Source organism: Ralstonia soli (assembly GCF_023955655.1).
Lineage (GTDB): Bacteria > Pseudomonadota > Gammaproteobacteria > Burkholderiales > Burkholderiaceae > Ralstonia > Ralstonia soli.
Genome location: NZ_JAMXHT010000004.1, coordinates 1 through 23,382 on the forward strand (window position 1 = coordinate 1; position 23,382 = coordinate 23,382).

Below are 23,382 nucleotides of genomic sequence, written 5' to 3' on the forward strand. Positions count from 1 at the left end.
GGGATGCCTCTACGTGAACGTCTCTTCGGTGCTTCTGTTGCCACTGTGGTCCCCACTACTTTTTGGTGGGGATCACTCTGGCAACTTCCTTTCACACCGTCGAGACGGTGCTGGGGACACGCTTACGTCCAAGGCGGCGCTCATCAAGTCGCTGCCCAATGCCAATTGGGAGTCTGACATCCGTTCGTAGAGCTTCTCCAGGCGGGCGAACCGCGGGCGCAGCGCATCGAAGGCTGCCAGGTCGCGGCGCACTTCAGGCAGGCTGAAGTTCACCGGCAGCACGTTCGGATTGTTGGTCAGCACTTCGACTGCCGTACGGGCGAACGTTTCGGATTTGCCGCCCATCTTCACGGCTCTCCTGCGCTGTTCGGGCGAGAGGTCAATCAGGCCGGTCAGGCGATCTTCTAGCGTTTTCAGCGCACCGTCGATGGCGGTCAGGTCAGCGGCTGCGAGCTGAATCGAAATCAAGTTCTGTGGCATTGCATTCCTTATGGATGGATTGGCAATGTCATGCCGGGGGGCACAACCGCGTGAGATTGGCAGTTGGGAAACCCATCCGCAAGGTAAGAAGTGGCTTCGGAGCGAAGAATCAGAAAGCTCCTATGCAGAGGGGGATGCTTGAACTTTGATGCTCAATCTCGGGGTGATTTTTCTCGGCGCTCGCGGCTTAGAAGTCCTCGCGTGAGTCTTTTTTCTCGGCGTTCGGAGTTCTGAGCTCCAAACGTGAGTCTTTTTTCCTGGCGCTTGGGTCTCAGAACTCGGCATTTGCGTCTTTTTTCTCCACGATCCGAGCTCAAAGCTCGGCGCGTGAGTGATTTTTCTCGACGCTCCGAGCAAAAAGCTCGGCGTATGTGAGTCTTTTTTCTCGGCGTTTGGGTTTCTGAGCTCGGCACGCGAGTCTTTTTGCTCGGCGGTCGGGTCTCACAGCTTGGCGCGTGGGTTTTTTTGCTCGGTGAGTGGGTTTCCGAGCTCGGCGCGCAAGGGTTTTTGCTCGGCGGTTGGGTTTTTGAGCTCGGTGGACGAGTCTATTTTCTCGGCGCGTGAGTCTTTTTGCTCGGCGTTTGGGTCTCCGAACTCGGCGATCCGCAGCGTCGGCGTGGTCGTTATAACGCCATGCGTCTGAGAAGGTGTCGCGGCGTTGCTGTCACGCGGGCGGATACCGCCGGGCGCGTATGCGAAATGGGTTGATTTGTCAAAATCGAAAATCAGGAACCCGTCCCTGCGAGCATGAATCGGAACATCATAGTGGCCATCATGGCGCCATACGATCTGCTCAAGCGCGTGCGCCACGTCGTCCATTGTTGGGAAATCCCTAGGCGCACAGTCGAAGCAATATTGAATGCCGCCGCAGAAGTAGACCGCTATTGCATGGGAAGGAGGCAACCGGGATTGCGTCATGACGGGACTCGCGTGATGGTGGGATAGTCTTCGGAATGCAAGAGAATGCTGCGGTGTTGGTGCCAATTATTGGTTAACGCCCCTCCGACTGTGCGCCCTGGGGTGGCTGTACATCGGATAGACTCCCCACTCACCGGCGCTTTATGCCAGTGGCGAGCATGGCTTAGTTTCGCAATTTTTTACCTGCAGGCATCGAAAAAGATGAAAGTGTTCTGGTCTTGGCAAAGCGATACACCGGCGGCGGTTAACAAGAACTTCGTTAAGGTCGCCCTTGAAAAGGCGTTGTCTCAAGTTTCGGAGGAGCTTGGGCTGACGGAAGCTGACCGTCCCGAGATCGATCACGACACCAAAGATGCGCCAGGCTTGGTCGCAATCGTCGACACGATTTTCGAGAAAATCCAACAAGCCGATGTATTCGTTGGCGATGTCACATTCGTTGGGAAGACTGACGGCGGCAAACTTCTTCCCAATGCAAACGTAATGATCGAGCTTGGTCACGCGCTCACGTCGATAGGCCATGAGCGCATCATACTTGTGGCCAATAATGCGGCTGGTGGGAAGCCAGAAGACCTCCCGTTCGATTTGCGGCACCGTCGTGGACCAATCACCTACACGCTTAAGCAGGGCGCAACTCAGGCGAAATATGACGCCACTTTGGACAAGCTTACAGAAGCGCTGGTGGTCGCGTTGAAGACAAATTTGGGTGCAGCAATCGAGGAGCATGACGCAGGATTGCAGTTCAGTCGGCACCCCTCGCGCCCCGACGACCGGTCGACATGGCTGCAAGCTGGTGTTAGCGTCGAGCATCAGGATTCCACATCCGCGTCGGGTCATCGAAAATGGACGGTGCGAGAAGAGCCCCGTTCCTATATGCGGCTCGTACCCGCAAGCTGGGTATCTAAGCCGAGTCGTGCTGAGGTGGTCGCTGGTTCTGGAAATCTCTTCGCATTGGGACCGTGGCGATCTGGCGATTTTGGGGCGAACCAATATGGGGTTGTAAAAGTTGGTTTACGGAGCGCTAGCGACACTAGCGAAGCCGTTGGCGTGACTCAATGGTTCAATGAGACGGGAGAGCTTTGGGGTTTCAATGGCGCGGCAACGATATGCAAAGGTAGTCGAATCTACCTTTGTCTTGACTCGATTGCCCGCGAGTGGTCCAAGTTCATGCGTGATGCCCTAGCGTTCTACAAGAACTTTGGCGTGGTTGGCCCGATTCGGGTGGAGGCTGGCGTTGTCGGGCTGGACGGCGTGTACTGGCCCGAGGAGACATGGGGAGCAGCCTTGGCACTAGAAGGCCAGGTCTTTGTGGACCGTGTGTGTCGCGCCTGGACGGAGGGGGAGCAGCTTACTTTTCTGGCTGATGTGTACAACAGGTTGCACGACGCGTTCGGTAAGCCGCATGTCTCGCCGGAGCGAGTTCCACGAGACCGATAGAATCGTCCAATGTTTCGCGATAAATACGAAGCAAAGCACCGACGTGCATTTTATGGACGATTGCAGGCTAACGGTTTTTCCAGTTCGCCACACGGTATCACTCGCCGCCCTTGATGTCGTGTGAGTCCGCTAGGCCGTTTTTGGCTTCATGCGCTGCTATTAACTTGCGAGCGGACGCGATGAGCGACTGTGCCTCTTTCGTCCTTGCTTCCGCTTCTGAGCTCGTTTTCGGGCGCCGACCAAATTCGTCTTGAAAGTAGATTGATCCATTGCCTAACTGAGCGAACATATCGCCACCGAATCCGTGTAACGCGCGAGTCGGCATCAGGAATCTACCAAGCTTGTTCCACGCCCGTGTCTTCAGAACTCGTTCGGGAAATAGGTCCGATTCAGAGTTCGCAGCAATATAGCGTTCCGCTCGCATCTTGATGATGTAGTTCACCTCACTCACTTGCTGCTCGCTGAGCTCACGGCCACGTATGCAATTGTCATAGCGAACCATTGGATTGTCGAAGTAGCGGGCATTCGTGCGAGACTCCGTCGGCTTCGCCTTCCCCTTACTTCGAGCCCACTCCAAGTGGGTCAACACAAACAAGCGGTCTCTATCAAACGGGAAGAGCGTCTGCGTTCCGACCCAGGCTAGGTGCGGATCGAAACCGGTCGGGACCCGCGCGTCAGCAGGAAACACCTCACGGTTGAAGAGAGTGACGGGATGATCTGAAAAGATAAACTTCGTGGGACTCTGGGCCGCAGAAACGATCTCTAGCACGCCTTCCGCCCACATTACGCAGTGCATGCGTCGCATCTTTTGCATGCTAATCATCAGCTCTTGCTGATTGCGCGCTTCTCGCAGCAAATGGACGAATCGAAGTCCTTTAGGCGTTCTGAGTCGAAGAGCGTCCATGAACTCAAACATTTGCCAGTACGTATGGTGAACTGTTTCCCAGTCCTCCGCGATGAACGCGCTTATTGCCCGTGCACCTTCCCTGTCAATGGTGCCGAACAACAGTCTTTCGATGTCGTCGTTGGCCTGCCCAAACCAGCGGACCGTATAAAAATCCTTCTCATAAAAAAACGCCGAAGGCCCTTTTTCCAGAATAATCTTGCCGCGACCTACTTCGGCTCCGAAACGATTGCGGTATATCTCCGGATGCAAGTCCAAAATTTTGAACGCTGTTGCGCCGGGGGCAAGGAACCTACGTTGATACCACTCCGGTACATAGTGGTGTTTGACGCTACGGTCCGCCATGGCATCCCCCATACTCCGTCATTTTTCGGCTATGGTGCCATAAGCAGCAGAGTCGCCGTGCAAGGCTGTATCCGCGCAAATGGCCGGATCGAGAGGAGGAAGCTGTCAAACTGATGTTTAACCGCTTCTACGGAATGGCGGCTCTCTATGACCTAACGCGCCAATGGATTCTGAAAGATGGCCCGTTCGTATGCGATTTCGAGTGGTTGACGGAAAGCTACTCAGACGAAGATGTGAACGCTTGGGCTAACAACACGTTCAGGCGGGCGTACGGTGTTGGTCTCGACGATTTCGAAATTCTTGCCTAGTTGACCTGCTAGCCGTCATGGAAGCGGATGCCCTCTCGGGGGGGGGGCACTACGCCGCTACTGTCGACGAGTGCCCACCACGGGCAACTCTTCGCCGATGCAAGCCGGATGAAGATGCTCTTTACCGTGCCTTCCAATAGTTGGTGCACGCGCAGGGCGATGTTGAATGAATTCGCTTACAACGTGGTTACATGGGCTTACGCCGATGCGATATTGTTAGCGGACGCTAACTCGAAAACCATTTCGGTATTTGGCCTGCCCAGAGGGATTCGAACCCCCGACCGTCGGCTTAGAAGGCCGATGCTCTATCCAACTGAGCTATGGGCAGATGTGCGGATACGCAGGCTGCCCAGACACGCCAAAAAGCATACGGCCTCCGGGTGTCTGGGAGGCCGCGATTCTAACAGATGGGGATGGCGCGGCACGCTAGTGCTGGGGCGGGATTTCCGGCGGCAGATCACCGGGCGGCAACTCGATCGGCGGCGTTTGGGGTTCGGGGTCGTGCACCGGGTCGTGGGCTGGCTCATCGGGCGGCGGCATTTCTGGCGGCGGGTGCGGGGGCTGCTCGGGCGGTTGCGGTGGCGTGATGTGGGCGCGCTGGGTCAGGTCGGGCAAGGCGGGCATGGTCTGGCTCCATGGGGGTTCAGTGTCGGGTTTGCCCTGATGCAGCCCGCAAGCGTCGTTCCTGCGCATCACTCAAGTGGCGATACCTCAAATACGTACCCCCCATTCGGGGGATTTTTGCTACATTTCGTGCGTCGGGTAGTGCCACATAACAACAACGTTTTGATTCGAAATTCCGCGCAACGACGCGGAACGCCGTGCCTACGCACGCCAAACGGGCGTGACGGATGCCTTTCGGTTCCGACCAGACGGGAAATTGAGGGAGTCTTGTTTGGGCAGCCATGGAGCGATCCATGGGGCTGCTGCGTTTCGCCATGGCAACAGGGGGCCAGGCGGGGCGTCAGTCATGGGGCAGGGAGGAGAATCACAATGCGCACACGTCACGCACGGCGCCCGACGGGGCCGTCTCGCACCACCTATATCCGTAGCGCTCAGAGCGGGCGGATCGGTGACCGTTCCAATGCTTCCGATCACCGTCTGCCGCCGAGCAGCGTGCCGCGCCTGCTGCTATGGATGCTGGCCGCAACGATCGCGCTGGCGGTCGTGAACTTCGTGTGGCGGCACTTCAACTGAACCACTGACGCCGAAGCGCGTTACAGCACCTTTCCCGGGTTCATCAGCCCGCGCGGGTCGAGCGCCTGCTTGATCGCGCGCATGGCGGCCAGTTCCACGGGGCTCTTGTAGCGCGCGTTGTCTGCGCGCTTGAGCTGGCCGATGCCGTGTTCGGCCGAGATCGAGCCGCCGTGCGCATGCACGCTGTCGTGCACGATGCGGTTGATGCCGTCCTGGTTGGCCAGGAACGCCTCGTGCGCATGGCCTTCGGGCGGCGACACGTTGTAGTGCAGGTTGCCGTCGCCCAGGTGGCCGAAGGTCACCATGCGGATGTTCGGATAGGCGGCAGCCAGCGCGCGGTCGGTCACGTCGATAAAGTCTGCGATGCGCGAGATGGGCACGCCAATGTCGTGCTTGATGTTCTTGCCTTCATCGGCCTGGGCCAGCGGAATGTGCTCGCGCAGGTTCCAGAAGTCGCGCGATTGCGCCACCGATTCCGCCACCGCCGCATCGTCGATCACGCCGCGTGCGAGCGCGTCTTCTATGAGTGATTCGAACAGCGTGCGGGCGTGTTCCTCGCTTTCCAGGTCCGACAATTCCAGCAAGACGTATTGCGGATACGCCTGCGTGAAGGGCACGCGCAACTGCGGATAGTGGTTGCGCACCAGCGCCAGGCAGAACGCTGACATCAGCTCGAAGCCCGTCAGCAGCGTCCCCGCATGGCCTTGCGCCAGCGAGAGAAATTCCAGCGCTTGTCTTGGCGATTGCAGCGCCGCCAGTGCCGTCACCTTGGCACGCGGCTGCGGGAACAGTTTCAGCATCGCGCCGGTGATGATGCCCAGCGTGCCTTCCGCGCCGATCAGCAGGTCGCGCAGGTCGTAGCCGGTGTTGTCTTTGCGCAGGCCGCGCAGGCCGTTCCACAGTTCGCCGTTGGGCAGCACGGCTTCAATACCGAGGCACAGCTCGCGCGCGTTGCCGTAGCGCAGGACGGCCGTGCCGCCGGCATTGGTCGCCAGGTTGCCGCCGATGGTGCAACTGCCTTCGGCCGCCAGGCTTAGCGGGAAGAGCCGGTTGGCATCGGCCGCAGCTTGTTGCACGTTGGCCAGGATGCAGCCGGCATCCACCGTGATGGTGTTGTTGATTGGGTCGACCGCGCGCACGCGCTGCATGCGCTGCAACGAGATCACCACGGCGCTGCCTTCCATGTCGGGCGTGGCGCCGCCGCACAGGCCGGTGTTGCCGCCTTGCGGGACGATGGGCACGCCGTGCTCGCCGCACAGCTGCACGAGCGCGGCCACTTCGTCCGGGCTGCCTGGGCGCAACACGGCGCGCGCGCGACCCGTGAAACGCTTGCGCCAATCGGTGAGATAGGGCGCTTGGTCTTCCGCCGTGGTCAGGACGTGCGTTGCACCGATGGCGTCAACACAGGCTTGCAGAAAGGCATCGTGGGTCATGGCAAGTCAGGTGCTTTGGCTGGCGCGCGCTTTGGCTGCACGCTTGAACGGGCGCAGGTAGAGGATCGTCGCCGAGAAAAACACCACGCTGAGCACCACCTCGCACCACGCGAGCGAGCGCGACAGCCCGGCGTCCGATGTCGCCCGTACGATGCCTTCGGTAAAGAACAGCAGGATGAACATCGACGCCCACTGCATCGTGTAACGGTTCCGGTGCAGCACGCCGGGCAGTGGCCAGGCGAGCAGCAGTGCCTTGATCGCCAGCCACGAGCCGCCCGGGCGCACCGGCGCGAGCCAGAGCTCCCATGCGGCACACAGGACAATCAACGCGACGAGGCTTCCTGCACTGAGCAGAAACAGTGCCCGGGATTCGGTGACGGGGTGATCAGGCACAGTCATGCGGCGAGCTTGAGAGCAGTCTGCGCAAGCCGCCGGCCCATGGCCGTGGCAAGCGTGCGTTCGTGGGCGGTGAGGGGGGCGGTGTCGCCGCGATGCGCGACGTGCGACGGCCCGTAAGGCGTGCCGCCGGCCTCGGTGGAAAGCAGCTCGCTCTGCTGATACGGCAGGCCGAGCACGACCATGCCATGGTGCAGCAGGGGCAGCATCATCGAGAGCAGGGTGGTCTCCTGCCCGCCATGCATGCTGCCCGTGGAGGTGAACACGCACGCCGGTTTGCCGGCCAGTGCGCCGGCCAGCCATTGTGGCGTCGTGCCATCCAGAAAGTATTTGAGCGGCGCGGCCATGTTGCCGAAGCGGGTGGGCGAGCCGAGGGCCAGGCCCACGCATTCTTCCAGGTCGCGTACTTCCACATAGGGCGGGCCGCCGTCTGGCACGTCGGGCTGCGTGGCTTCGCACACGGTGGAGACGGCCGGCACGGTGCGCACGCGCGCCTGGGCGCCGTCGACGCTTTCAATGCCCTGCGCGATGGCCTCGGCCAATGCGCGTGTGCTGCCGTGACGGCTGTAATACAGGACCAGGATATCTTTCATGACGAAGCGTTAAGAGCGTCGCGGTATTATAGTTGCGCCCCTCATCCCCCCTTGTTTGCCTTGCGCTGCCTCATTCTTCATGCTTTTTGACCCCCGTGCACTTCGTCAATGGAATGCCGCCAAGCTGCGTGCGCTGGCGCGTTATGCGCTGCGCCGCGCCGGCGAAGACCGCCTGCCGCAAGTGGCCGGCAGCCTGACATTCACGACGGTGCTCTCGCTGGTGCCCATTCTGACGGTGGCATTTGCGCTGTTCACGGCGTTCCCGATGTTCAAGAGCTTTCGCGCGGACATCGAGGGCTACATGTTCAGCAATCTCGTGCCAGCCAACATCAGCCGGCCGATCCTGACGTACCTCAATCAGTTCTCATCCAACGCCAAGGGGTTGACGGCGGCAGGCCTGGTCGGTTTGGTCGTCACGTCGGTCATGACCATGCTCACGGTCGAGAACGCGCTCAACGCGATCTGGCGCGTGCGTCAACGGCGGCCCCTGGCGCAGCGCGTGCTCGTGTTCTGGGCGCTGATGACGTTTGCACCGGTGCTGATCGGCGCGAGCCTGTCGGTCAGTTCGTACCTCGTGTCGATCTCGGCAGGCTACGTGCACAAGCTGCCGTTCGGCCTGGGCGTGATCGTGGGCGTGATCCCGATCCTGCTGTCGGCGATCGCGTTTGCGATGCTGTACGTGTTCGTGCCGAATACCAATGTGCAACGGCGCGATGCCTTTGCCGCGGGCCTCATCGCCGCCGTCGCGTTTGAATTTGCCAAGCGCGGCTTCGGTTCGTACGTTGCGCATATCCCTACGTACACGGCGGTCTACGGTGCGTTTGCCGCGCTGCCGATCTTCCTGACGTGGATCTACGTGAGCTGGCTGGTGACGCTGCTGGGCGCGACGATCGCATCGATCTTGCCCGTCATTCGGCAGGGCTACTGGCGGCGGCGCACGTTTCCGGGCAGCGAGTTCTTTGATGCGCTGGGCGTCCTGCTGCTGCTGTATCGGGCACGGGAACAGGCGCCGCGTACGGTGGCCGAGCTGGAGATTGGCCGGCGTTTGCAGCTCGAAGCGGATTACCTGGCGGACCTGCTGGCCAAGCTCAAGGCGCTGCACCTGATCGGCAAACTGCAGCAGGATCGCGGCGATGCGCACTGGGCACTGCTGTGCGATGCGCACACGATGACGCTGCGCCCGCTCTATGAAAAGCTGGTGCTCAATCTGCCGCGCTTGCCGCGTACGGCACTGGCACGCCAGTTGGGGGACACACAGGCGTTGGTCAGCCAGCTGCAGAACCCCGCGCTCGATGCCACGCTGGAGAGCGTTTTCACCATGGGCGAACATGGCGTGGCGGTTGCCGCGCAGGCTGCAGCCACATCGGCGCCGGCCCCGGCGATGCCCGCGGCCGCCAGCGCCTGACACCGCAGAACGGCGTCAAAACGGAATCTTGCCCGTCCAGATGTCGCGGTACATCACCCAGTCGCCCATCAGGCTGTAGATCGGGTGGCGGAACGTGGCGGGCCGGTTCTTCTCGAAGCCGAAGTGTCCGACCCACGCAAATGCGTAGCCGCTGACGGCCGCCCCCAGCAGCCACCACAGGTTGCCCGTGAAGATCAGCAGCATCAGGCACACCAGCGCCACCGTCGACCCGGCGAAATGCAGGCGCCGGCAGGTGCGGTCCTGGTGCTCGCTCAGGTAGTACGGATAGAACTCGGCGAAGCTGCCGAAGCTGCGGGTGTCGGTGGCGGCCATGATGCGTCTCCTGCAGGTGACGGCGCTACGCGGCGACGGCGTCGCGTTCGCGCGCAAAGCCAATCAGCGCGTCGAGTGTGCCGTCTGGGCATTCTCCCATGATGGCGTGTCCGCCCGGCAGGCCCACGACGCGGCTGCCGGCCAGCCCCGCGGCCACCTGGCGGCCGGCTTTCGCGGGCGTCATCTGGTCTTTCTCTCCGACGATCACGAGTGACGGGCATGTCACGGACGCCATGGCCTCGGCGCCGCGTGCATAGGCGTTGCACGCGGCAAAGTCCGTATGAAAGACGGGGGCGTCAGTGCCGCGCGCCACGCGTTCCATCAGCCGCTGGCTGCCGCCGTGCATCCAGAAGCCGGGCCCCGGTGAAGACGGTTTGTTGGCCAGGCTGGAGTGCGACCAGGCATTGACCATGTCGATGGCGCCGGCGGTGTTGTTGAGCGCGGCGTCGAGCAGCGCATCCGACACTTTCATCGGCCAGGCCGTCGCCACCAGCGCGATGCGGCGCACGCGATCGGCGTATCGCGAGGCGCACTCCAGCGCAATCAGCGAACCCATGCTGTGCCCGACCACCATCACCGGCTGCGTGACGCCGGCCGCCTGCACCAGCGCCATGACCCAGTCGGCCATGGCTTCCACAGTCTGCAGCGGCTCGCCGGCGCTGCGGCCGTGCCCGGGCAGGTCCACCGCCAGCACGCTGAAGCCGTGGTGCGCAAACCAGCGCGTCTGCAGCCCCCAGACCGAATGGTCGTTCTGCGCGCCATGCACGAATACAACGCACGGCAACTGCGCGTTGAACGGTTTGCCGCCCGTGTAGGCGTAGGCGCGCTGGTCTTGTACGGTCCATTCCATCAGCGGGCTCCCCTTGGGTTGGAGGTGGCTTTGCCGGCGGATTTGCCGGATGAGGCGGACATCGCGCGCTCGGCAGCTTTCAGGCCGCGTTTGAGATCGTCGATCAGGTCGTCGGCGTCTTCCAGTCCGATCGACAGGCGGATCGTGCCTTCGCTGATGCCAGCTGCGGCCAGCGCGTCGGCGTCCATGCGGAAGTGCGTGGTCGATGCCGGGTGGATGACCAGCGACCGTGCATCGCCCACGTTGGCCAGGTGCGAGAACAGGCCGAGCGATTCGATGAACTGCTGGCCGGCACGCCGATCGCCGCGCAGGTCGAAGCTGAACACGGCACCACTGCCGCGCGGCAGCAGGCGCTTGGCCAGCGCGTGATCCGGGTGCGATTCCAGCTCGGGGTAGGCGACGGACGCCACCATCGGGTGGCTGGCCAGGAAGGCGACGACGCGGCGGGTGTTTTCCACGTGCCGCGCCATGCGCAGCGGCAGTGTTTCAATGCCTTGCAGCAACTGCCAGGCCGCCATCGGGTTCATGCAGGCGCCGAAATCGCGCAGGCCTTCGCGCCGCGCGCGCAGCGGGAACGGGGCGACGGTGCTTTCCTCGGCAAACACCATATCGTGGAAGCCCGCGTACGGCTCCGTCAGCTCGGGGTGCTTGCCGGCGGCCACATAGTCGAACGTGCCGCCATCGACCAGCACGCCGCCGATGGTCGTGCCGTGGCCGCCCAGGAACTTGGTCGCCGAGTGGTAGACAAGGTCCGCGCCGTGGGCGAACGGCTGCAGCAGCCACGGCGTCGTGAAGGTCGAATCGACCAGCAGCGGTACGCCCGCATCATGCGCAATCGATGCAATGGCCGGGATGTCGAGCACATCCAGCCCAGGGTTACCGAGCGTCTCGCCGAACAGCAGCCGCGTGTTCGGGCGGATGGCCGCGCGCCAACCATCGATGTCACCGGGCTTGACGAAGGTCGTCTCGATGCCGAAGCGGCGCAGCGTGTAGTGCAGCAGGTTGTGCGAGCCACCATACAGCGCCGACGAGGCGACGATATGCGAGCCCGCGCCCATCAGCGTGACGATGGCCAGGTGCAGTGCCGCCTGGCCGGACGCCGTGGCGATGGCGCCCACGCCGTTTTCCAGCGCGGCCATGCGTTCTTCGAACACGGCCACGGTCGGATTGGAAATGCGCGAGTAGACGTGGCCCGCGCGTTCCATATTGAACAATGACGCCGCATGTTCGCTGTCGCGGAACACAAAGGATGTGCTCAGGTGGATGGGCGTGGCGCGCGCGCCGGTGGCCGGGTCGGGCGCGGCACCGGCATGCAGGGCCAACGTGTCGAAGCGGGCTTTGGACATGGATTCAAGCACCGAATGAGGGTCAGGACGGCGCATGCTAGCACTGCTCCCTGTTGCAGTGCATTCCGGGCAAACGCCGAGCGGGCGCGGTTTTTGATCGGTTTTTTCTGCCGCATTTTTTGTGCATGTGCTTGTCGGCGCCCTCCGGTTTGGGCTAGGATCGAAACACAACCATAACCACAACCCGCGCGCGGTCGCCCCCTGGCGGACCAGCCCCCCGAAACCTGGGAGACGCACTATGAAAGTCAGCGACATCCTTCACGTGAAGGGCAACACGCTCTACACCGTGGCACCTGAAACCAAGCTCCAGGTGGCCGTGCAGACCATGGCCGAAAAAGACATCGGCTCGCTCGTGGTCATGGAGTACGGCGAACTGGTCGGCATGCTGACCTTCCGCGAAATCATCAAGGTGGTCGCCAAGAACCATGGTTCCGTTGGCGATGGCACCACCATCCGCAAGGTAATGGACGACCACCCCGTTACCTGCACCCCCGAAACCGAAGTCAACGAAGTGCGCCGCATCATGCTGGAGCACCATGTGCGCTACCTGCCGGTGCTCGACAGCCGCACGCTGATGGGTGTGATTTCCTTCTACGACGTGGCCAAGGCTGTGCTCGAAGACCAGAGCTTCGAAAACAAGATGCTCAAGGCGTACATTCGCGACTGGCCGGAAGAAAAGGCCAACGAAGACTGATCTGCGTAGCTTTTTTCAACGCACCCTAGAAACCCGCCCGCCGTTGCGAGCGGGTTTTTTGTTGAACCCCGAACCCCTTGCCGATGAGCCAATCGAGCCAGTTTTCCTTGCTGAAGCAGCGTCGTTTTGCCCCGTTCTTCTGGACCCAGTTCCTGGGCGCGATGAACGACAACGTCTTCAAGGTGGCCTTTTCCTCGCTGGTCACGTACCACGCCGCGCTGTTCGGCAATGCGGATCCGGCCTCGGCGGCGTTCCTCATTTCGGCCATCTTCATTGCGCCGTTTGTGCTGCTGTCCGCCACCAGCGGGCAAATTGCCGATCGCATGGACAAGGCCCGGCTGATCCGCCTGGTCAAGACGCTGGAAATTGCCATCATGGCGATCGGCTGCACGGGTTTTGCGCTGCGCCACGTCGAATTGCTGTACCTGTGTACCTTCCTGATGGGCGTGCATTCGACGCTGTTCGGGCCGGTGAAGTACGCGTATCTGCCGCAGCATCTGCAATCGACGGAACTGGTGGGTGGCAACGGGCTGGTGGAGATGGGCACCTTCGTCGCCATCCTGATCGGCACGATCGGTGGCGGCGAACTGGCCAACTACACGCGCAACGGTGAACTGGTCGGCCCCACGCTGACGGGCATTGCCTGCCTGGTCATTGCCGTGGGAGGCCGGCTGACGGCCCGTGGCGTGCCGGTGTCGCCTGCATCGCAACCGGATCTGCGCATCAATTGGAACCCGATTTCCGAGACGTGGCGCAATCTGAAGCTGGCAAGCAACCAGCGCTCGGTGTTTCTGAGCCTGATGGGCATTTCGTGGCTATGGTTTGTCGGTGCGACGTTCCTGACGTCGTTCTTTGCTTTCTCACGCAACGTGCTCGGCGGTGACCAGAACGTGGTGACGCTGCTGCTGGCGGTGTTCTCGGTCGGTATCGGGCTGGGTTCGGTGCTGTGCGAAAAGCTCTCGGGCCGCACCGTCGAGATCGGCTTGGTACCGTTCGGCTCGATCGGCATGACCGTGTTCGCGGTGGATCTGTATTTCGCCTCGCATGCCGAGGCACTCGTCGCGCACGATGTGCTGACGGGCATTTCAGGCTTCCTGCAGAACCACCGTCACTGGCGCGTGCTGGCCGATCTGTTCCTGCTGGCGATGTTTGGCGGGTTCTACAGCGTGCCGCTCTACGCCCTGATCCAGAGCCGCTGCGAGCCGACGCACCGCGCGCGCATCATCGCGGCGAATAACATCCTCAACGCGCTGTTCATGATCGCCTCGGCCGTGCTGGCGATGGTGCTGACGCGTGCCGGGTTCACGATCCCGCAGTTGTTCCTCGTCACCGGCATCCTCAACGCCGTGGTGGCCATCTACATCTACACGCTGGTGCCGGAATTCCTGATCCGCTTTGTGATGTGGCTGCTGATCCATACCGTCTACCGGGTGAGGGTGGAGGGTGCCGAGCAGATTCCCGACGAAGGTCCGTGCCTGCTCGTCTGCAACCACGTGAGCTTTGTCGATGCGGTCGTGGTGGGTGCCTTTGTGCGCCGGCCGGTGCGCTTCGTGATGGACCACCGCATCTTCAAGGTGCCGGTGCTGTCGTGGTTCTTCCGCACGGTCAAGGCGATCCCGATTGCGCCGATGCACGAAGACCCCGAGATGCTCAAGCGCGCCTACGACGCCATTGCTGCCGCGCTGGCCGAGGGCGAGGTCGTTTGCATCTTCCCCGAGGGCAAGATCACCGCCACGGGCGAAATGAACCCGTTCAAGGATGGCGTGCGCCGCATCATCGAGCGCAGCCCGGTGCCGGTGGTGCCGATGGCGCTGCGCGGTCTGTGGGGCAGCTTCTTCTCGCGCAAGGGCGGGGCGGCGATGTCGCGGCCGTTCCGTCGCGGCTTCCTCAACAAGCTGGAACTGTGCATCGGCACGCCGGTGCCGGCGCACGCCGCGTCGCCGGAAGGGCTGCAGGCTGCCGTGCTGGCGCTGCGCGGCGAGCAGCGCTAGCGTGCTGGCGCACGATCTGAATTCGCTACACTGCCGGTTGGTCTGTAACCGGCGTTCTTCCCCCAACTCTCCCGTTTATCTGCCATGAAACACGTTTCCCTGCTGCTGTGCGCTTCATCGCTGGTCCTGGCCGCCGTCTCCGCGCAAGCCGCATCGCCTGCGTCGAGCGAAACCTTGCCCTCTGGTGTGATCGTCCAGACGCTGACCAAGGGTACGGGCCCCTCGCCCAAGGCGAGCGATACGGTCAAGGTGCACTACCGCGGCACGCTGACTGACGGCAAGGAGTTCGACAGCTCGTACAAGCGCGGTCAGCCGATCTCGTTCCCGCTGAACCGCGTGATTCCGTGCTGGACCGAAGGCGTGCAGAAGATGCAGGTGGGCGGCAAGGCCAAGCTGACCTGCCCGGCGGCGACCGCTTACGGTGAGCGCGGCATACCCGGCACGATCCCGCCCAATTCCACGCTGAACTTCGAGGTTGAGCTGCTCGGCATCGGCGGCTGATCGATCGGCTTACAATAGCGGTTTCCCGATGTTTCGCGCCGCCGCTGTGGCGGCGCCTTACTGCGCACAGTCGCGAGCACGATCATGTCTGGCAATACCCTGGGTCTGCTGTTTTCCGTCACCACCTTCGGCGAGTCGCATGGCCCGGCCATCGGCGCTGTCATCGACGGCTGCCCGCCGGGCATGATGCTTTCGGCTGAAGACATCCAGCCCGACCTTGACCGCCGCAAGCCCGGCACCTCGCGCCACGTCACGCAGCGCAAGGAAGAGGACGTGGTCGAGATCCTGTCTGGCGTGTACGAGGGCAAGACCACCGGCACGCCCATCTGCCTGCTGATCCGCAACACCGACCAGCGCAGCAAGGACTACAGCAACATCGCCGAGACCTTCCGCCCCGGCCACGCTGACTACACCTACTGGCACAAATACGGCATCCGTGACCCACGCGGCGGTGGCCGTTCGTCGGCACGGTTGACAGCGCCGACGGTGGCGGCAGGCGCTGTCGCCAAGAAATGGCTGCGCGAAAAGTTCGGCGTGGAAATCCACGGCTTCATGTCGCAGCTCGGCGATATCCAGATTCCGTTCACCGACTGGGACGAGGTGCCGAACAACCCGTTCTTCGCGCCGAATGCCGAGATCGTGCCCGAGCTGGAAACCTACATGGATGCGCTGCGCAAGGATGGTGATTCCGTCGGCGCGCGCATTGAAGTGGTCGCCACCGGCGTGCCGGTCGGCTGGGGCGAGCCGCTGTTTGATCGCCTGGACGCCGACATCGCGCACGCCATGATGGGCCTGAACGCGGTGAAGGGCGTGGAGATTGGTGCTGGCTTCCACGCTGTGTCGCAGCGCGGTTCCGAACATGGCGATGAACTGACGCCGGGTGGCTTCGTCGGCAACAATGCCGGCGGCATCCTGGGCGGCATTTCGACGGGGCAGGACATTTCCGTGTCGCTGGCGATCAAGCCGACGTCGAGTATTCGCACGCCGCGCCGCTCGATCGACAAGGCTGGCGATCCGGCGGTGGTCGAGACGTTCGGCCGCCATGATCCATGCGTCGGCATCCGCGCCACGCCGATCGCTGAAGCGCTGCTGGCGCTCGTGCTGATCGACCACGCGCTGCGCCATCGCGCGCAATGCGGCGATGTGTCGGTGGAGACGCCGGCCATCCCGGCAAAAGCGTCGTAATCCGCCGAACGCGATTCGCGCAGGCAACAAAAAAGACGGCTTCAAGCCGTCTTTTTTGTTGGGCGCTCGCCAGCTTACATGCCGACGTAGTTCGGGCCACCACCGCCTTCCGGCGTGACCCACACGATGTTCTGCGTCGGGTCCTTGATGTCGCAGGTCTTGCAGTGCACGCAGTTCTGCGCGTTGATCTGCAGGCGTTCGGCGCCGTCGTCGTTCTTGACGAACTCATACACGCCGGCCGGGCAGTAACGCTGCTCAGGGCCCGCAAACTCCGGCAGGTTGATGCGTGTCGGAACCGTCGGGTCTTTCAGCGTCAGGTGCGCGGGCTGGTTCTCTTCGTGGTTGGTGTTCGAGATGAACACCGACGAGAGACGGTCAAACGTGATCTTGCCGTCCGGCTTCGGATACACGATCTTCTCGCACTCGGCTGCAGGCTTGAGCGACTGGTTGTCCGACTTCGTGCCGTGCAGCGTCCAAGGCGGATTGTTGATGCCGATCTTGGGCAGCAGCCACTGCTCGATGCCGGTCATGATCTTGCCCAGTGTCGGGCTCTTTTTGAACCACAGCTTGAAGTTGCGCGACTGGTCCAGTTCTTCCTTCAGCCAGCTTTGCTCGAAGGCAGCCGGGTAGGCGGACAGCTCATCTGCCGAGCGGCCAGCCGTCACGGCTTCGAACACCGCTTCACCACACATCATGCCGCTCTTGATGGCCGCGTGGCTGCCCTTGATACGCGCGGCGTTCAGGTAGCCGGCATCGCAGCCGACCAGGGCGCCGCCCGGGAACACCGTCTTGGGCAACGCCTGCGGCGTGCCGTTGTTGATTGCGCGGGCGCCGTAGCCGATGCGTTTGCCGCCTTCGATATGCGCGCGGATGGCCGGGTGGGCTTTCCAGCGCTGCATCTCTTCAAACGGACTCATCCATGGGTTCTTGTAGTCCAGGCCGATCACGAAGCCGAGCGTGACCTTGTTGTCTTCCAGGTGATACAGGAAGCCGCCGCCGAAGGTGTCGTCTTCCATCGGCCAGCCGGCGGTGTGGACCACCAGGCCGGGCTTGGCCTTGGCCGGATCGATTTCCCAGAGTTCCTTGATGCCGATGGCGAAGGTCTGCGGATCCTTGCCGGCGTTGAGCTTGTACTTTTCGAGCAGCTGGCGGCCCAGGTGGCCGCGCGCGCCTTCGGCGAAGATGGTGTACTTGCCCAGCAGTTCCATGCCGAGCTGGAAGTTCTCGGTCGGCTCGCCGTCCTTGCCGATGCCCATGTTGCCGGTGGCGACACCGCGCACGGCGCCTTTGTCGTCGTACAGCACTTCGGCGGCGGCAAAGCCCGGGAAGATTTCCACGCCCAGCGCTTCGGCCTGCGTGGCCATCCACTTGACCACGTTCGACAGCGAGATCACGTAGCAGCCGTCGTTATGGAAGTTGCGCGGCACGAGCCAGTCGGGCGTACGCTTGGCGTCGGTTTCGCTCAGGAAGAGCACGTCGTCGCCGGTCACCGCCTGGTTGAGCGGGGCGCCGTCGGCCTTCCAGTTGGGCAGGAGTTCTGTGATGGCGCGCGGGTCCATCACGGCACCCGAGAGGATGTGCGCGCCGGGCTCGGAGCCTTTTTCCAGCACCACGACGGACACGTCCTTGCCCGTCTCGGCAGCCAGTTGCTTGATGCGGATCGCAGTCGCCAAGCCGGCAGGGCCGCCGCCGACGATCACGACGTCATACTCCATGGACTCTCGCGGGCCGTATTGTTCGAGGAGCTGCTGCTGGTTCATAGGTGTCTCTTCGCTGCTTTGGGGAGTTTGCTTATTGGTATGACGGATTGCTGCATTAGAATTTTCCGCATTGTCCGGGACAGTCCCGGATGCGGCAAGAGAAATTTCTGAACGATCGTTCGATTTTCTGCTAAGTTGCACCAAAATCACATGCCGGAGCCGCTCGCCAGGGGCCCGGCGCATGCCAAACCAACATACGGGGATCACGCATCATGGGTTTGTCGATCAATCTGGAAGGTAAGGTCGCGCTGATCACCGGCGCGTCGAGCGGTCTGGGCGCGCGCTTCGCGCATACGCTGGCGGCTGCCGGTGCCAAGGTCGTGCTGGCGTCGCGCCGGGTCGAGCGTCTGAAGGAGCTGCGAGCCGATATCGAATCGAAGGGTGGCAGCGCCCACGTCGTGCGCCTGGACGTGACAGACCCGGACAGCGTCCGCGCGGCCATCGCCCATGCCGAAACCGAGGCCGGCACCATCGACATTCTCGTCAACAATTCGGGGGTTTCGACCACGCAGCGCATGGTGGACGTCACGCCGGACGACTTCGATTTCGTGTTCGATACCAACACGCGTGGCGCCTTCTTCGTGGCCCAGGAAACCGCCAAGCGCATGATCGCGCGGGCCAAGGGTGCGGAGAAGAACGGCTCGCCGCTGCCGCAGTCGCGCATCATCAACATTGCGTCGGTGGCGGGGCTGAAGGTCCTGTCGCAGATCGGCATCTACTGCATGAGCAAGGCGGCCGTGGTGCACATGACCAAGGCCATGGCGCTGGAGTGGGGCCGTTACGGCATCAACACCAACGCAATCTGCCCAGGCTATATCGATACCGAGATCAACCATCACCACTGGGAAACCGAGCCCGGCCAGAAGCTCGTGCAGATGCTGCCGCGCAAGCGCGTCGGCAAGCCGGAAGACCTGGATGGGTTGATTCTTCTGCTGGCGTCGGACCAGTCGGACTTCATCAACGGCGCCATCATCAACGCGGACGACGGCATGGTCTGACGCTGCGGGGCTCAGTGCCCCATCAGCCGCTGCACCAGCTCGAGTGACGTGTTGGCGGCGTACTTCTTCATCAGGCGCGCGCGGTAGATTTCCACCGTGCGCGGGCTGATCTCCAACTGCTTGCCGATCTGCTTGCTGGTCTTGCCCTCGACCAGTTGCGCGGCGATGTCGCGCTCGCGTGGCGTAAGCGCGGCCGTGACGGGGCGATGCGCCGACAGGTCTTCAAACGTCCAGATGCCTTCGCCCAGCGGCTTGGCGCGATCGAGCGCGCGGCCCGTGACGTGGCACCAGAAGAGCTCGCCGTTGGCGCGCTTCATGATGCGCTCGTCCGAGTAGCTGCCGCGTGTGTTCATGATGGGCACGATGCGGGCGCCGGTGCGCTCGTACTCGTCGTGCGTCGGATAGAGCAACTCAAACGATTGCCCGATCATTGCGGTGCGTGCCTGCCCGAAGATGCGGGCGGCTTCGTCGTTGACGTCGAGCATCACGCGCTCGCGGGACATCACCATGCCGACGGGGGCAAGCTGGAACGCAGTCTGGTAGTCGAGAGCGGGCATATGTATTCGTACGTATTGCTGCGTCGCGCGACGCTTGCGTATTCTCGCCAGATTGTATCGTTACTATTTTCCGGCGCTGCATCGCACAAACCCCAACTGTGTGATCGGTCAAAACCCTGCCGGATGTGTTGGACCACCAAGGAGAAGCACGCATGAACAAAATCTTCGCCAGCGCCAGCGAGGCGCTCGCGGGCGTCGTCAAGGACGGCCAGACCATCGCCGTAGGCGGCTTCGGCCTGTGCGGCATTCCCGAAGCGCTGATTGCCGCGCTGCGCGACTCGGGCGTCAAGAACCTCACCTGCATCTCCAACAACGCGGGCGTTGACGGTTTCGGCCTGGGGCTGCTGCTGGAAACCCGCCAGATCAAGAAGATGATTTCGTCCTACGTGGGCGAGAACAAGGAATTCGAGCGCCAGTACCTGGCCGGTGAGCTTGAGCTGGAATTCACCCCGCAGGGCACGCTTGCTGAGAAGCTGCGCGCAGGCGGCGCCGGCATCCCGGCGTTCTTTACCAAGACCGGCGTCGGCACGATGGTGGCCGAGGGCAAGGAGCTGCGTGAGTTCGATGGCGAAACGTACGTCATGGAGCGCTCGCTGGTGCCTGATGTGTCGCTGGTGAAGGCGCAAGTGGCCGACAAGTCCGGCAACCTGCGTTTCAACCTGACCGCGCGCAACTTCAACCCGGCCGCCGCGACCGCCGGCAAGATCTGCATCGTCGAGGTGGAAGAGATCGTTGAAGTGGGTGAACTCGCGCCGGACGACATCCATTTGCCGGGCATCTACGCGCATCGCATCGTGCTCAATGCCACGCCCGAGAAGCGCATCGAAAAACGCACTATCCGTGCAGCCAACTAAGGAGACCGACATGGCCTGGACACAAGACCAAATGGCGGCGCGTGCTGCGCAGGAATTGCAAGACGGTTTCTACGTCAACCTCGGTATCGGCATCCCGACGCTGGTGGCCAACCACACCGGCGACAAGGAAGTCTGGCTGCAGAGCGAAAACGGCATGCTCGGCATCGGCCCGTTCCCCACGGAAGACCAGGTGGATGCCGACCTCATCAACGCCGGCAAGCAAACCGTGACCACGCTGCCCGGCAGTGCCATCTTCGGCAGCGACCAGAGCTTTGCGATGATCCGCGGCGGCAAGATCAACCTGTCGATTCTCGGCGCGATGCAGGTGAGCGAGACGGGCGATCTGGCCAACTGGATGATCCCCGGCAAGATGGTTAAGGGCATGGGCGGCGCCATGGACCTCGTGGCCGGCGTCAAGCGCGTGATCGTGCTGATGGAGCACACCGCCAAGAAGAAGGACGGCACCGAAGATCTGAAGATCCTGCCCAAGTGCACGCTGCCGCTGACGGGCGTGGGCGTGGTCGACCGCATCATTACGGATCTGGGTGTGATCGACGTGACGGAGCAGGGTCTGCGCTTGGTGGAAACCGCGCCGGGCGTGTCGCGCGAAGAGATCCAGGCCAAGACTGGCGTGAATTTGCTGTAATCGCTGCTGTCATCCGGAGACCTGTATGCTGCAAGGAAAAACCGCCCTCGTCACGGGCTCGACCAGCGGGATCGGTCTGGGCATTGCCTGCTCGCTGGCCGCGCAGGGTGCCAACATCATCATGAACGGCTTTGGCGATGTGGAAGCGCCGAAGGCTCAGATCGCCGAAGCTGGCAACCGAGCTGGCAAGAACGCCATCCGCATCGGCTACCACGGCGCCGACATGAGCAAGCCGGCCGAGATCGAAGCGATGTTCGCCTATGCCGATGCTGAATTCGGTGGCGTGGACATCCTCATCAACAACGCTGGCATCCAGTACGTGGCCAACGTGGAAGATTTTCCGACCGAACGCTGGGACGCCATCATCGCCATCAACCTGACCTCGGCCTTCCATACCACGCGGCTGGCCGTGCCGGGCATGAAGCGCAAGAACTGGGGTCGCATCATCAACATCGCTTCGGCGCATGGTCTGGTGGCTTCGGCGCAGAAGTCGGCGTATGTGGCGGCCAAGCACGGCATCGTCGGCTTCACCAAGTCGGTGGCGCTGGAGACCGCGCAGACGGGCATCACTTCCAACGCGATCTGCCCGGGCTGGGTGCTGACCCCGCTGGTGCAGAAGCAGATTGATGCTCGCGCCGAGAAGGAAGGCATTCCGGCGCTGCAAGCCAAGAAGGAACTGCTGATGGAAAAGCAGCCTTCCGGCGAATTCGTCACGCCCGACCAGCTTGGTGCGCTGGCAGTGTTCCTGTGCAGTGATGCGGCCGAGCAGGTGCGCGGCGTGGCCTGGAACATGGACGGCGGCTGGGTCGCCCAGTAACACGACCGTTGTTTCGGAAAGGCCTCGCTTCGGCGAGGCTTTTTTGTTTTGCGAAGACCGGCATGTCTGCTGCGCTGCCGCATGGTTGCTGAGCCGCGTACAATCGGGCTTCGCTGTCTCCGTCATTCCTGTGTGGGAGTTGTTCATGCCTGTTTCGCCGCGCCTTGCCTTCGTGCAGTGCCTGAGCCCGTCCGGCTTGCACCGGATGGCGTATCACGAGTGGGGCGACCAGCAGAACCCGCGCGTGCTGGTCTGCGCGCACGGCCTCTCGCGCACGGGGCGCGACTTCGATGTGCTTGCGCAAGCGCTGTGCAACGACTATCGCGTCATCTGCCCGGACGTGGTGGGGCGCGGGCGCTCGGACTGGCTGGTGGATCCGAAGGGCTACGTGATTCCGCAGTACGTGTCCGACATGGTCACGTTGCTGGCGCGCCTGAACGTGGAGTCGGTCGACTGGTTTGGCACATCGATGGGTGGGCTGATCGGCATGAGCCTGGCAGGCTTGCCGAAATCGCCGATCCGCAAGCTGCTGCTCAACGACGTGGGGCCGCGCGTGACGGAGTCTTCGTTGACGCGCATTGGTGCGTACCTGGGGCTGAACGTTCGCTTCAAGACCTTCGACGAAGGGCTGGCGTATCTCAAGACGATCAGTGCTTCGTTCGGGCCGCATACGCCGGAGCAGTGGCGCGAGTTGAACACTGCGATCCTCAAGCCGCAGGGCGGGGAGTGGATCCTGCACTATGATCCGCGCCTGGCCGAGCCTTTCAAGAACACCACGCCTGAGATGATTGCCGCCGGCGAAGCCATGCTGTGGAAACTGTTCGAAGCGATTCCCGGTGAGGTGATGATCGTGCGCGGCGCGCAGTCCGATCTGCTCACGCGCGAAACCGTCGAAGCCATGATGCAACGTGGCCAGCATGTGAACACGGTGGAGATTCCCGACGTGGGCCACGCGCCGACCTTCATCCAACTGGACCAGGTGGCGATCGCCCGCAAGTTTTTTCTCGGTCAATGACCGTCAATCCGATTGGGTTTGCAAGATGAGCACCGAACTGAAGCGTTACAACGTCGAACATCGCTATTCCGACGCAGCCGTCTATAACGGCGTCGTCTACGTGGCCGGCCAGGTGCCCGAGACCACGCTGGACGCCGGCATTGCAGAGCAGACGGCCGAAGTGCTCGCCATCATCGACCGCGTGCTGGCTGCCAACGGCAGCGACAAGACGCGCATCCTGATGTGCCAGATCTTCCTGAAAGACATCACCGAGATTGGCGAGATGAACAAGGTGTGGGACCAGTGGGTCGCCGCCGAGTCGAAGAATTCGCCGCCGCGCGCCACGGTTGAGTCTGCGCTGGCCAATCCGAAATACCGCATCGAAATCGTCGTGACGGCCGCGCAAAAGAGCTGAGCCCGTCGCGCAACAAGCGAGACGCAAG

At 62.4% G+C, this 23,382-nt stretch carries 25 protein-coding genes and 1 tRNA gene; 13 read left to right on the top strand and 13 right to left on the bottom strand.

All coding sequences use genetic code 11. The features are described from left to right. Positions 1 to 72: 72 nt before the first annotated feature. Entirely contained in the window at positions 73 to 468 is a 396-nt protein-coding gene (locus NG900_RS10235; RefSeq protein ID WP_252679857.1) for a hypothetical protein, read from the bottom strand. Between the two features lie 453 nt (positions 469 to 921). Then, on the bottom strand, positions 922 to 1,398 hold the full coding sequence (locus NG900_RS10240) for a hypothetical protein (RefSeq protein ID WP_252679859.1): 477 nt from the start codon (positions 1,396 to 1,398) through the stop codon (positions 922 to 924). A gap of 201 nt (positions 1,399 to 1,599) precedes the next feature. Between NG900_RS10240 and NG900_RS10245 the strand changes: the two genes are divergently transcribed. Continuing rightward, positions 1,600 to 2,832 (top strand): hypothetical protein, encoded by a 1,233-nt coding sequence (locus NG900_RS10245; protein ID WP_252679861.1) that lies wholly within the window; start codon positions 1,600 to 1,602, stop codon positions 2,830 to 2,832. A 97-nt stretch (positions 2,833 to 2,929) separates the two neighbouring features. Here the strand turns inward: NG900_RS10245 and NG900_RS10250 are convergent, their stop codons facing one another. From NG900_RS10250 to NG900_RS10260, 3 genes are all read right to left on the bottom strand, one after another. Beyond that, positions 2,930 to 4,081 carry a DUF4238 domain-containing protein gene (locus tag NG900_RS10250; RefSeq protein ID WP_252679863.1) on the bottom strand — a complete coding sequence of 384 codons (1,152 nt, stop codon included), beginning with the start codon at positions 4,079 to 4,081 and terminating at the stop codon, positions 2,930 to 2,932. A 559-nt stretch (positions 4,082 to 4,640) separates the two neighbouring features. Continuing rightward, a tRNA-Arg gene (locus tag NG900_RS10255) sits at positions 4,641 to 4,717 on the bottom strand. A gap of 98 nt (positions 4,718 to 4,815) precedes the next feature. Continuing rightward, positions 4,816 to 5,082, bottom strand: a complete 267-nt coding sequence (locus NG900_RS10260) for a hypothetical protein (protein WP_252679865.1) — start codon at positions 5,080 to 5,082, stop codon at positions 4,816 to 4,818. A gap of 300 nt (positions 5,083 to 5,382) precedes the next feature. On the opposite strand from NG900_RS10260, the gene NG900_RS10265 reads away from it, so the two are divergent. Further along, the gene (locus NG900_RS10265) at positions 5,383 to 5,586 is read left to right on the top strand and encodes a hypothetical protein (RefSeq protein ID WP_252679867.1); all 204 of its coding nucleotides are present in this window, start codon (positions 5,383 to 5,385) and stop codon (positions 5,584 to 5,586) included. Positions 5,587 to 5,606: 20 nt separating this feature from the next. On the opposite strand, the gene NG900_RS10270 is transcribed toward NG900_RS10265, so the two are convergent. The 3 genes from NG900_RS10270 to wrbA are packed head-to-tail and all read right to left on the bottom strand — an operon-like array spanning position 5,607 to position 8,008. Next, positions 5,607 to 7,019, bottom strand: a complete 1,413-nt coding sequence (locus NG900_RS10270) for an FAD-binding oxidoreductase (protein WP_252679869.1) — start codon at positions 7,017 to 7,019, stop codon at positions 5,607 to 5,609. 6 nt (positions 7,020 to 7,025) lie between these two features. Next, positions 7,026 to 7,418 (bottom strand): DUF2069 domain-containing protein, encoded by a 393-nt coding sequence (locus NG900_RS10275; RefSeq protein ID WP_252679871.1) that lies wholly within the window; start codon positions 7,416 to 7,418, stop codon positions 7,026 to 7,028. After that, positions 7,415 to 8,008, bottom strand: a complete 594-nt coding sequence (gene wrbA / locus NG900_RS10280; protein WP_252679874.1) for an NAD(P)H:quinone oxidoreductase — start codon at positions 8,006 to 8,008, stop codon at positions 7,415 to 7,417. The genes NG900_RS10275 and wrbA overlap by 4 nt, the downstream gene beginning before the upstream one ends. Before the next feature lie 79 nt (positions 8,009 to 8,087). Here wrbA and NG900_RS10285 point away from each other — a divergent pair, with 79 nt between their 5' ends. Beyond that, positions 8,088 to 9,413 carry a YihY family inner membrane protein gene (locus NG900_RS10285; RefSeq protein WP_252679876.1) on the top strand — a complete coding sequence of 442 codons (1,326 nt, stop codon included), beginning with the start codon at positions 8,088 to 8,090 and terminating at the stop codon, positions 9,411 to 9,413. Between the two features lie 15 nt (positions 9,414 to 9,428). On the opposite strand, the gene NG900_RS10290 is transcribed toward NG900_RS10285, so the two are convergent. Genes NG900_RS10290 through NG900_RS10300 form a run of 3 tightly spaced genes read right to left on the bottom strand, consistent with a single transcriptional unit; the run spans position 9,429 to position 11,942 of the window. After that, a complete protein-coding gene (locus tag NG900_RS10290) occupies positions 9,429 to 9,746 on the bottom strand; it encodes an Mpo1-like protein (protein ID WP_252679877.1) in 318 nt (105 codons plus the stop codon). A gap of 25 nt (positions 9,747 to 9,771) precedes the next feature. Then, positions 9,772 to 10,596 carry an alpha/beta fold hydrolase gene (locus NG900_RS10295; RefSeq protein WP_252679878.1) on the bottom strand — a complete coding sequence of 275 codons (825 nt, stop codon included), beginning with the start codon at positions 10,594 to 10,596 and terminating at the stop codon, positions 9,772 to 9,774. Beyond that, positions 10,596 to 11,942: an O-acetylhomoserine aminocarboxypropyltransferase gene (locus NG900_RS10300; RefSeq protein WP_252679879.1), complete on the bottom strand. Its 1,347-nt coding sequence runs from the start codon at positions 11,940 to 11,942 to the stop codon at positions 10,596 to 10,598. The genes NG900_RS10295 and NG900_RS10300 overlap by 1 nt, the downstream gene beginning before the upstream one ends. Positions 11,943 to 12,180: 238 nt before the next feature. Between NG900_RS10300 and NG900_RS10305 the strand changes: the two genes are divergently transcribed. From NG900_RS10305 to aroC, 4 genes are all read left to right on the top strand, one after another. Then, complete coding sequence (locus tag NG900_RS10305; RefSeq protein WP_009240853.1) at positions 12,181 to 12,636, top strand: CBS domain-containing protein; 456 nt, start codon at positions 12,181 to 12,183, stop codon at positions 12,634 to 12,636. Between the two features lie 83 nt (positions 12,637 to 12,719). Further along, entirely contained in the window at positions 12,720 to 14,627 is a 1,908-nt protein-coding gene (locus NG900_RS10310) for an MFS transporter (protein WP_252679880.1), read from the top strand. An 84-nt stretch (positions 14,628 to 14,711) separates the two neighbouring features. Then, positions 14,712 to 15,128 (top strand): FKBP-type peptidyl-prolyl cis-trans isomerase, encoded by a 417-nt coding sequence (locus NG900_RS10315; RefSeq protein ID WP_252679881.1) that lies wholly within the window; start codon positions 14,712 to 14,714, stop codon positions 15,126 to 15,128. Positions 15,129 to 15,212: 84 nt separating this feature from the next. Further along, positions 15,213 to 16,313 (top strand): chorismate synthase, encoded by a 1,101-nt coding sequence (gene aroC, locus NG900_RS10320; protein WP_252679882.1) that lies wholly within the window; start codon positions 15,213 to 15,215, stop codon positions 16,311 to 16,313. A 74-nt stretch (positions 16,314 to 16,387) separates the two neighbouring features. On the opposite strand, the gene NG900_RS10325 is transcribed toward aroC, so the two are convergent. After that, positions 16,388 to 18,073, bottom strand: coding sequence for an electron transfer flavoprotein-ubiquinone oxidoreductase (locus tag NG900_RS10325; protein ID WP_252679884.1), 1,686 nt, complete (start codon positions 18,071 to 18,073; stop codon positions 16,388 to 16,390). Between the two features lie 212 nt (positions 18,074 to 18,285). Here NG900_RS10325 and NG900_RS10330 point away from each other — a divergent pair, with 212 nt between their 5' ends. Next, a complete protein-coding gene (locus NG900_RS10330; RefSeq protein WP_252679886.1) occupies positions 18,286 to 19,071 on the top strand; it encodes an SDR family oxidoreductase in 786 nt (261 codons plus the stop codon). An 11-nt stretch (positions 19,072 to 19,082) separates the two neighbouring features. Here NG900_RS10330 and NG900_RS10335 read toward each other — a convergent pair whose 3' ends face one another. Continuing rightward, a complete protein-coding gene (locus tag NG900_RS10335; protein WP_252679888.1) occupies positions 19,083 to 19,628 on the bottom strand; it encodes a LuxR C-terminal-related transcriptional regulator in 546 nt (181 codons plus the stop codon). A gap of 152 nt (positions 19,629 to 19,780) precedes the next feature. Here NG900_RS10335 and NG900_RS10340 point away from each other — a divergent pair, with 152 nt between their 5' ends. The 5 genes from NG900_RS10340 (at position 19,781) to NG900_RS10360 (ending at position 23,354) form a co-directional block, all read left to right on the top strand. Then, positions 19,781 to 20,482: a CoA transferase subunit A gene (locus NG900_RS10340; RefSeq protein WP_252679890.1), complete on the top strand. Its 702-nt coding sequence runs from the start codon at positions 19,781 to 19,783 to the stop codon at positions 20,480 to 20,482. Between the two features lie 10 nt (positions 20,483 to 20,492). Further along, positions 20,493 to 21,128 carry a 3-oxoacid CoA-transferase subunit B gene (locus NG900_RS10345; protein WP_252679892.1) on the top strand — a complete coding sequence of 212 codons (636 nt, stop codon included), beginning with the start codon at positions 20,493 to 20,495 and terminating at the stop codon, positions 21,126 to 21,128. Positions 21,129 to 21,153: 25 nt separating this feature from the next. Then, positions 21,154 to 21,945 carry a 3-hydroxybutyrate dehydrogenase gene (locus NG900_RS10350; RefSeq protein WP_252679894.1) on the top strand — a complete coding sequence of 264 codons (792 nt, stop codon included), beginning with the start codon at positions 21,154 to 21,156 and terminating at the stop codon, positions 21,943 to 21,945. 145 nt (positions 21,946 to 22,090) lie between these two features. Then, positions 22,091 to 22,960, top strand: coding sequence for an alpha/beta fold hydrolase (locus tag NG900_RS10355; RefSeq protein WP_252679896.1), 870 nt, complete (start codon positions 22,091 to 22,093; stop codon positions 22,958 to 22,960). Between the two features lie 25 nt (positions 22,961 to 22,985). Beyond that, positions 22,986 to 23,354 (top strand): RidA family protein, encoded by a 369-nt coding sequence (locus NG900_RS10360; RefSeq protein WP_021194683.1) that lies wholly within the window; start codon positions 22,986 to 22,988, stop codon positions 23,352 to 23,354. The last annotated feature ends 28 nt before the right edge of the window (positions 23,355 to 23,382 follow it).

What these genes read in the sequence shown, in the direction of transcription:
- NG900_RS10240 (WP_252679859.1), bottom strand. Translation starts at nt 1,398, where the DNA reads ATGACGCAATCCCGGTTGCCTCCTTCCCATGCAATAGCGGTCTACTTC.
- NG900_RS10245 (WP_252679861.1), top strand. Translation starts at nt 1,600, where the DNA reads ATGAAAGTGTTCTGGTCTTGGCAAAGCGATACACCGGCGGCGGTTAAC.
- NG900_RS10250 (WP_252679863.1), bottom strand. Translation starts at nt 4,081, where the DNA reads ATGGCGGACCGTAGCGTCAAACACCACTATGTACCGGAGTGGTATCAA.
- NG900_RS10260 (WP_252679865.1), bottom strand. Translation starts at nt 5,082, where the DNA reads ATGCGCAGGAACGACGCTTGCGGGCTGCATCAGGGCAAACCCGACACT.
- NG900_RS10265 (WP_252679867.1), top strand. Translation starts at nt 5,383, where the DNA reads ATGCGCACACGTCACGCACGGCGCCCGACGGGGCCGTCTCGCACCACC.
- NG900_RS10270 (WP_252679869.1), bottom strand. Translation starts at nt 7,019, where the DNA reads ATGACCCACGATGCCTTTCTGCAAGCCTGTGTTGACGCCATCGGTGCA.
- NG900_RS10275 (WP_252679871.1), bottom strand. Translation starts at nt 7,418, where the DNA reads ATGACTGTGCCTGATCACCCCGTCACCGAATCCCGGGCACTGTTTCTG.
- wrbA (WP_252679874.1), bottom strand. Translation starts at nt 8,008, where the DNA reads ATGAAAGATATCCTGGTCCTGTATTACAGCCGTCACGGCAGCACACGC.
- NG900_RS10285 (WP_252679876.1), top strand. Translation starts at nt 8,088, where the DNA reads ATGCTTTTTGACCCCCGTGCACTTCGTCAATGGAATGCCGCCAAGCTG.
- NG900_RS10290 (WP_252679877.1), bottom strand. Translation starts at nt 9,746, where the DNA reads ATGGCCGCCACCGACACCCGCAGCTTCGGCAGCTTCGCCGAGTTCTAT.
- NG900_RS10295 (WP_252679878.1), bottom strand. Translation starts at nt 10,596, where the DNA reads ATGGAATGGACCGTACAAGACCAGCGCGCCTACGCCTACACGGGCGGC.
- NG900_RS10300 (WP_252679879.1), bottom strand. Translation starts at nt 11,942, where the DNA reads ATGTCCAAAGCCCGCTTCGACACGTTGGCCCTGCATGCCGGTGCCGCG.
- NG900_RS10305 (WP_009240853.1), top strand. Translation starts at nt 12,181, where the DNA reads ATGAAAGTCAGCGACATCCTTCACGTGAAGGGCAACACGCTCTACACC.
- NG900_RS10310 (WP_252679880.1), top strand. Translation starts at nt 12,720, where the DNA reads ATGAGCCAATCGAGCCAGTTTTCCTTGCTGAAGCAGCGTCGTTTTGCC.
- NG900_RS10315 (WP_252679881.1), top strand. Translation starts at nt 14,712, where the DNA reads ATGAAACACGTTTCCCTGCTGCTGTGCGCTTCATCGCTGGTCCTGGCC.
- aroC (WP_252679882.1), top strand. Translation starts at nt 15,213, where the DNA reads ATGTCTGGCAATACCCTGGGTCTGCTGTTTTCCGTCACCACCTTCGGC.
- NG900_RS10325 (WP_252679884.1), bottom strand. Translation starts at nt 18,073, where the DNA reads ATGAACCAGCAGCAGCTCCTCGAACAATACGGCCCGCGAGAGTCCATG.
- NG900_RS10330 (WP_252679886.1), top strand. Translation starts at nt 18,286, where the DNA reads ATGGGTTTGTCGATCAATCTGGAAGGTAAGGTCGCGCTGATCACCGGC.
- NG900_RS10335 (WP_252679888.1), bottom strand. Translation starts at nt 19,628, where the DNA reads ATGCCCGCTCTCGACTACCAGACTGCGTTCCAGCTTGCCCCCGTCGGC.
- NG900_RS10340 (WP_252679890.1), top strand. Translation starts at nt 19,781, where the DNA reads ATGAACAAAATCTTCGCCAGCGCCAGCGAGGCGCTCGCGGGCGTCGTC.
- NG900_RS10345 (WP_252679892.1), top strand. Translation starts at nt 20,493, where the DNA reads ATGGCCTGGACACAAGACCAAATGGCGGCGCGTGCTGCGCAGGAATTG.
- NG900_RS10350 (WP_252679894.1), top strand. Translation starts at nt 21,154, where the DNA reads ATGCTGCAAGGAAAAACCGCCCTCGTCACGGGCTCGACCAGCGGGATC.
- NG900_RS10355 (WP_252679896.1), top strand. Translation starts at nt 22,091, where the DNA reads ATGCCTGTTTCGCCGCGCCTTGCCTTCGTGCAGTGCCTGAGCCCGTCC.
- NG900_RS10360 (WP_021194683.1), top strand. Translation starts at nt 22,986, where the DNA reads ATGAGCACCGAACTGAAGCGTTACAACGTCGAACATCGCTATTCCGAC.